Source organism: Streptomyces sp. NPDC056600 (assembly GCF_042792855.1).
Lineage (GTDB): Bacteria > Actinomycetota > Actinomycetes > Streptomycetales > Streptomycetaceae > Streptomyces.
This window is the reverse complement of the sequence record NZ_JBHTVQ010000071.1, coordinates 26,545-32,792: the sequence shown is the minus strand read 5'-3', so window position 1 is coordinate 32,792 and position 6,248 is coordinate 26,545. Positions and strand designations below refer to the sequence as shown.

General features: G+C 73.6%; 6 protein-coding genes. 1 reads left to right on the top strand and 5 read right to left on the bottom strand.

What is annotated here, in order from left to right; translation table 11 throughout:
• The 3 genes from ACFRAV_RS27135 to ACFRAV_RS27125 form a co-directional block, all read right to left on the bottom strand.
• Positions 1–554: helix-turn-helix domain-containing protein (locus ACFRAV_RS27135; protein WP_382559065.1), on the bottom strand; the 554-nt coding region annotated here is incomplete at its 3' end.
• 229 nt (positions 555–783) lie between these two features.
• The gene (locus ACFRAV_RS27130) at positions 784–1,221 is read right to left on the bottom strand and encodes a DUF3017 domain-containing protein (protein WP_382559067.1); all 438 of its coding nucleotides are present in this window, start codon (positions 1,219–1,221) and stop codon (positions 784–786) included.
• 292 nt (positions 1,222–1,513) lie between these two features.
• Entirely contained in the window at positions 1,514–2,368 is an 855-nt protein-coding gene (locus tag ACFRAV_RS27125; protein WP_382559063.1) for a bifunctional methylenetetrahydrofolate dehydrogenase/methenyltetrahydrofolate cyclohydrolase, read from the bottom strand.
• Between the two features lie 272 nt (positions 2,369–2,640).
• Here ACFRAV_RS27125 and ACFRAV_RS27120 point away from each other — a divergent pair, with 272 nt between their 5' ends.
• Entirely contained in the window at positions 2,641–3,351 is a 711-nt protein-coding gene (locus ACFRAV_RS27120; protein ID WP_382559061.1) for an RDD family protein, read from the top strand.
• 89 nt (positions 3,352–3,440) lie between these two features.
• Here the strand turns inward: ACFRAV_RS27120 and purH are convergent, their stop codons facing one another.
• Both purH and purN read right to left on the bottom strand, forming a co-directional pair.
• Complete coding sequence (purH, locus tag ACFRAV_RS27115) at positions 3,441–5,036, bottom strand: bifunctional phosphoribosylaminoimidazolecarboxamide formyltransferase/IMP cyclohydrolase (protein WP_382559059.1); 1,596 nt, start codon at positions 5,034–5,036, stop codon at positions 3,441–3,443.
• Positions 5,033–5,683, bottom strand: a complete 651-nt coding sequence (purN, locus tag ACFRAV_RS27110) for a phosphoribosylglycinamide formyltransferase (RefSeq protein ID WP_382559057.1) — start codon at positions 5,681–5,683, stop codon at positions 5,033–5,035. The genes purH and purN overlap by 4 nt, the downstream gene beginning before the upstream one ends.
• Positions 5,684–6,248: the final 565 nt, after the last annotated feature.

Sequence of the window (6,248 nt, the reverse complement as noted above, 5' to 3'; positions counted from 1 at the left end):
GCCGCGGCGGCCGGGGCTGCCGCGGCGGACGTCCGCGCCTGGGCGGCCGCGGCGCCCGGGAGGCCGTGCGGCGCGGCGCCGGGAGAGTCGTACGGCTCGTGCGCGGCGACGCCCGGCGCGGGGGCCCCCGCGGACGGCGGGGCGGGGGCGGCGGAGTCCGGAGCGACGACCGGGCCGGCGGAGGCGGTCGCGGGAGGCCGGGCGGACGGGCCCGCGAACTGGCCCAGCCCTTCGCGGGCCTGGGCGATCCGCATCGCCTCGATGGTCAGGTCGTGCCGCATCTCCGCGCGGCTCCACGACCTCTCCGCCAGTTCCCACAGCGTGGTGAGGTGCAGCGGGTTGACGCCGGTGACCTCGGCGAGGGCGATCACCGCGCCCTTCGGCGGCAGCAGCCGTCCGTTGAGGTAGCGCTCCCAGGACGTCCTGCTGTACCCGGTGCTGTCGGCCACCGCCGCGATGCCCGATCCGCCGCGGTCCACCAGCATCCGCAACGCGGCGGTGAGCTCCCTGACCTCGGGATCGAGTTCCTCCGGCAACGCCTTCCAACGCGGCATGGTTCCCCCCTCTGCCCGAGCGTCCGGCCCCCTGCCGCGCGCCTCCCCCGCACACGGCATTCCGGACGTCCCGACCACGTTAGCCCGATACGAGGCGTTGCGGGAGAACACCTCCCGTACCCGGCACCGGCGCGCGGGAGCGCGCGGGGTGGGGCGGGAGCGGAGGGGCGCGAGGGGCGCGTGGGGCGGCGAGCCGGGCGGGGAGCCGGGGCGGGCGGCCCCCCCGCGGTCAGCCCTCGTCGACGGTGAAGTGCAGCAGGTCCTTCAGGAAGGGAATCTCCAGCCCCTCCGGCTCGACCATCAGCGCGAGGAGCACGATGACGACGCCCAGCAGCCCGTACGTCACCACGTCGGTGAACCGCGAACGCACCGCCAGGATGCCGACGTTCGGCACCGTCCAGCGCAGCGCCGCGCCCAGCAGGAGCCCGCAGCCGATCACCACGGTCCCGGCCCGGAACACACCGAAGGCGGTGATCAGCAGCCCGATCGCGGCCACCGTGCTGACCAGCAGGATCGGCCACTGCCGGGCCGGGGCCGGCGCGTCCTTGGGCGCGGCGCGGCCGCCGCCCTCGGGTCGCGCCGTGTCCCGGGTGAACAGCGGGAACCGGCGGGTGACCCGCCGCGGACGCCCCTGCGCGTCGGGCGCGCTGACCGCGTCCCGCACCACGGGGGGCCCGGCGGGGTCCCCGGCACGGGGCCCCTCGGCATCGTCCCGCGGCCCGGCGCCGTCGGAGGCCTCGGCGGACTCTCCCGGCCCGGCGGCGTCGGAGGCCTCGGAGGCGTCGGAGACGTCCCTGGAGTCCCGCGCCTCCGTGGCGTGGGACTCCCGCACCTCCGCGGCCTCCGGGGTGTCCCGCGCCTGCCGGGTGTCCGGGGTGTCCCGCGCCTTCCGGGCCTCCGGGGAGGGCGAACCGTCCGGCGCCCGCTCCGCGTCCGTCGCCCCGTGCCCGCCCCGCGACTCAGCCGGCACGGCGCTCCGCCGCCTCGACCACGTTGACCAGCAGCAGCGCCCGCGTCATGGGGCCGACGCCGCCCGGGTTGGGGGACAGGAAGCCGGCCACCTCGGCCACGTCCGGGTGGACGTCGCCGACGATCTTGCCCTCGTCGTTGCGCGAGACGCCGACGTCCAGCACCGCCGCGCCGGGCTTGATGTCCTCGGCGCGGATCAGGTGCGGCGAACCGGCCGCCGCGACGACGATGTCCGCGCGCCTGAGGTGGGCGGCCAGGTCCTTGGTGCCGGTGTGGCACTGGGTGACCGTGGCGTTCTCCGACCGGCGGGTCAGCAGCAGCGGCATCGGACGGCCGATGGTGACGCCGCGGCCGACCACGACGACCTCGGCGCCCTTGGTCTCCACGCCGTAGCGGCGCAGCAGGGTGAGGATGCCGTTGGGGGTGCAGGGCAGCGGGGCGGGCTCGTTGAGCACCAGGCGGCCAAGGTTCATCGGGTGGAGGCCGTCGGCGTCCTTGTCCGGGTCCATCAGCTCGAGGATGCGGTTCTCGTCGATGCCCTTGGGCAGCGGGAGCTGGACGATGTAGCCCGTGCAGGCCGGGTCCTCGTTCAGCTCGCGGACGACCGCCTCGATCTCCTCCTGGGTGGCCGTGGCGGGCAGCTCGCGCTGGATGGACGCGATGCCGACCTGGGCGCAGTCACGGTGCTTGCCGGCGACGTACTTGTGGCTGCCGGGGTCGTCCCCCACCAGCAGGGTGCCGAGACCGGGCGTGACGCCCTTCTCCTTCAGCTTCGCCACGCGGGCGGCAAGCTCGGACTTGATCTCGGCCGCGGTGGCCTTGCCATCGAGAATCTGGGCGCTCATGCCTCCATCCTCCCGGATGGACCCGGCCCGGTTCAAAACAGGTCCACGGCCGGCCGGGGCGCGCCGCCGGCCCGTCGGCCTCCCGTCATCCCCAGGTTGCGCTTCCGCAACAGGTCACGCCTGCGGGTGGACAGCGCAGAACGGGTGCAGAACGATGAAACGGCAGTGCAGCGGGCAGTACCGGGGGGCCACCGCCACGTGCACCTTCCTCCGCAGACGTTCGCCCGTCGTCGCCCTGTCGAGCGTCGAGTACCCGGAGAAAGGCAACACCCATGAGCTATGGCGATCCCAACAACCCCTACGGCGCGCCGCAGCAGCCGGCGGGCAGCCCGTACGGCCAGCCCCAGCAGCCGGCGGGCAGCCCGTACGGCCAGCCGCAGCAGCCGCAGCCCGGGTACGGCTACCCGCAGCAGGGTCAGCAGCCCGGCATCCCGCCGCAGTCCGGCTACGGCTACCCGGCGGGCGGCCAGGGCGGCTACCAGCAGGGTCCCCCGCCCGCGTCGATGGGCATGCGCTTCCTGGCCCGTCTGATCGACGGCGTGATCATCGGCGTGATCTACGGCATCCTGATGGGCGTCGGGGTCCTGGGCGCCAGCGACTCGATCTCGGAGTGCGAGAGCCTGGTCGGTACGCCGAGCTACCAGCCCTGCATCGACGACGCCGCCGGCAGCCTGGCGGGCACCTTCTTCGCCATCGCGGGCTTCTTCATGATCTTCACCCTGCTCTACGAGTGGCTGATGGTCGGTCTGGTCGGCGCCACCGTCGGCAAGCTGGCGCTCGGCCTGCGCGTGGTGAAGGCCGACACCGGCCAGAAGCCCGGCCTGGGCTCCTCCTTCATCCGCTGGATCATCCCGACGGTCGGCGCCTTCCTCTGCGGCATCGGCCAGCTGCTGGTGTACCTGTCCCCCTTCTGGGACAACTCCGGCCGTCAGCAGGGCTGGCACGACAAGGCCGCGTCGACCATGGTCCTCGGCAAGCGCTGACGGATCCCCGCCCGTACGACGGCGGCGCACCCCGGACCTCCGGGGTGCGCCGCCGTCGTTCGTACCGCCTCGCGGCGGCCGGTGGATCGTCAGTGGAAGAAGTGCCGCGTACCGGTGAAGTACATGGTGACGCCCGCCTTCTGCGCGGCCTCCACCACCAGCTCGTCACGGACCGAACCGCCCGGCTGCACCACGGCCTTGACGCCCGCGGCGGTGAGGATCTCCAGCCCGTCGGGGAACGGGAAGAAGGCGTCGGAGGCGGCGTACGAACCGCGTGCCCGCTCCTCGCCGGCCCGCTCGACGGCCAGCTTGGCGCTGTCGACGCGGTTGACCTGGCCCATGCCGACGCCGACCGAGGCGCCGTCCTTGGCGAGCAGGATCGCGTTGGACTTCACCGCGCGGCAGGCCTTCCAGGCGAACGCCAGCTCGGCGAGCTCCGCCTCGGACAGCGCCTCGCCGGTGGCCAGGGTCCAGTTGGCCGGGTCGTCGCCGTCGGCCTGCAGCCGGTCGGTGACCTGCAGCAGCGCGCCGCCGTCGATCGGCTTGACCTCGACGGGCGCGGACGGGGCCTCAGGAGCCCGCAGCACGCGGATGTTCTTCTTCCGGGCGAGGATCTCGACGGCGCCGTCCTCGTAGTCCGGCGCGACGACGACCTCGGTGAAGATCTCGGCGACCTGCTCGGCCATCTCCTTCGAGACCGGCCGGTTGACCGCGATGACGCCGCCGAACGCGGACAGCGGGTCGCAGGCGTGCGCCTTGCGGTGCGCCTCGGCGACGTCGGCGCCCACCGCGATGCCGCAGGGGTTCGCGTGCTTGATGATCGCGACGCAGGGCTCGTCGTGGTCGTACGCGGCACGGCGCGCGGCGTCCGTGTCCGTGTAGTTGTTGTACGACATCTCCTTGCCGTGCAGCTGCTCCGCGCCGGCCAGGCCGCCCTCGGCGCCCTCGGAGAGGTAGAGGGCGGCGGGCTGGTGCGGGTTCTCGCCGTAGCGCAGGGTGTGGCTGCGCTGCCAGGTCGCGCCCAGGAAGTCCGGGAACTGCCCCGCCTTGTCAGCCGCGGCCTCGTCCGCCGGGGCGTAGTCGGAGGCGAACCAGGAGGCGACGGCCACGTCGTAGGAGGCGGTGTGCTGGAACGCCTCGGCGGCCAGCCGCTTGCGCGCGGCCAGGTCGAACCCGCCGCCCTTCAGCGCGGAGAGCACGTCGGCGTAGCGGGCCGGGCTGGTGACCACGGCGACCGACGGGTGGTTCTTGGCGGCGGCGCGCACCATGGAGGGGCCGCCGATGTCGATCTGCTCGACGCACTCGTCGGCCGAGGCGCCCGAGGCGACGGTCTCGCGGAACGGGTAGAGGTTGACGACCACCAGGTCGAACGGGGCGACGCCCAGCTCGTCCAGCTGCTGACGGTGGCTCTCCAGCCGCAGGTCGGCCAGGATGCCGGCGTGGACCTTCGGGTGCAGAGTCTTCACGCGCCCGTCCAGGCACTCCGGGAAGCCGGTGAGCTCCTCGACCTTGGTGACGGGGACGCCTGCGGCGGCGATCCGGCCGGCGGTGGAGCCGGTGGAGACCAGCTCGACGCCCGCCTCGTGGAGGCCCTGGGCGAGCTCCTCGAGACCGGTCTTGTCGTAGACGCTGACCAGTGCGCGACGGATGGGCCGCTGGGTCGTGACAGTGCTGTCGGCGGTCACGGGATAACTACCTTTCGTCCCTCAATGCGGTGGCCGTTGCGGGCGATACGCCCCACGACATCGACGAGCAGCCTTCGCTCGACTTCCTTGATGCGCTCGTGCAGAGCGCCTTCGTCGTCCTCGTCCCGGATCTCGACCACGCCCTGGGCGATGATCGGGCCGGTGTCGACGCCGTCGTCGACGAAGTGGACGGTGCATCCGGTGACCTTGGCGCCGTACGCGAGCGCGTCGCGCACGCCATGGGCTCCGGGAAAACTGGGCAGCAGGGCAGGGTGCGTGTTGACGAACCGCCCGCCGAAACGGGCCAGGAACTCCTTGCCCACGATCTTCATGAAGCCGGCCGAGACCACGAGGTCGGGCCGGTGGGCCGCGACGGCCGCGGCGAGCGCCGCGTCCCACTCGTCGCGGGTGGCGTGGTCCTTCACCCGGACGACGAAGGTGGGCAGCCCGGCGCGCTCGGCGCGGGCCAGCCCCTCGATCCCGTCACGGTCGGCGCCGACGGCGACGATCTCGGCGCCGTACTCCTCGGTGCCGGTCTCCTCGATCGCGTCGAGGAGTGCCTGGAGGTTCGTACCGGATCCGGACACCAGCACGACGAGGCGCTTGACGCCGGTGGACACGGGCGCGGGCGGCTGGGCGGCGGCCACGGCGGGGGCCTTTCTCGGGAGAGCGGCGATACCGGCCGGTCGTACGCGCGGCTTTGTACGGACGTACGAATGCTTCGCGCCCCTGTTTCGGGGAAGTCTACGAAGCGGTCGACCGGCAGCAACGATACCCGGCACTTCGGACGCCCCCACGGGACGGGGGCGGAGCCGGGCGGTACCGTCTGCCGTGTGCGACGCGGCACCGGGCGGGAACGTCCCAGGTGCGCCACACGTTCCGAAGAGGGCAGGGGCCCGGGCCCGGGGTCTTCCCCGGCGCCGGATGTGCCGCACGGCACATCGGCGACGCCTTCCCCTCGCTCTTCGGGCGGCGCCGCCAAGACCGCAGGCCGCCCACCGGATCCAGCCGTCCCGCCTCCGCCCACCCGAGACCCGAACGCCGCCGCTCCCGCAGACCCGCCGCCGCTCCGCATCCACCGCACCGTCGTTCCGCATCCCGCTCCAGCCAGTTCCAGCCAGTTCCAGCCAAGGGGAAGACGCACACCCGATGCCCGACCGCCGCAGCCCGCGACTCCTCACCCTCGCCACGCGCCTCGCGCCCGGTACGCGA

What these genes read in the sequence shown, in the direction of transcription:
- ACFRAV_RS27125 (WP_382559063.1), bottom strand. Translation starts at nt 2,368, where the DNA reads ATGAGCGCCCAGATTCTCGATGGCAAGGCCACCGCGGCCGAGATCAAG.
- ACFRAV_RS27120 (WP_382559061.1), top strand. Translation starts at nt 2,641, where the DNA reads ATGAGCTATGGCGATCCCAACAACCCCTACGGCGCGCCGCAGCAGCCG.